Source organism: Clostridium polyendosporum, from assembly GCF_018332455.1.
Classification (GTDB): domain Bacteria; phylum Bacillota; class Clostridia; order Clostridiales; family Clostridiaceae; genus Clostridium_AY; species Clostridium_AY polyendosporum.
Map to the genome: position 1 here is coordinate 1 of NZ_BOPZ01000097.1, position 309 is coordinate 309.

Sequence of the window (309 nt, forward strand, 5' to 3'; positions counted from 1 at the left end):
GGGGAAACCCTGATGCAGCAACGCCGCGTGAGTGATGAAGGCCTTCGGGTTGTAAAGCTCTGTCTTCAGGGACGATAATGACGGTACCTGAGGAGGAAGCCACGGCTAACTACGTGCCAGCAGCCGCGGTAATACGTAGGTGGCAAGCGTTGTCCGGATTTACTGGGCGTAAAGGGAGCGTAGGCGGATACTTAAGTGGGATGTGAAATACCCGGGCTCAACTCGGGTGCTGCATTCCAAACTGGGTGTCTAGAGTGCAGGAGAGGAAAGTGGAATTCCTAGTGTAGCGGTGAAATGCGTAGAGATTAG

General features: G+C 54.0%; 1 rRNA gene. It reads left to right on the forward strand.

From position 1 onward, the window contains the following. Nucleotides 1-309: ribosomal RNA gene (locus CPJCM30710_RS17565) — 16S ribosomal RNA — on the forward strand; the annotation flags it as partial.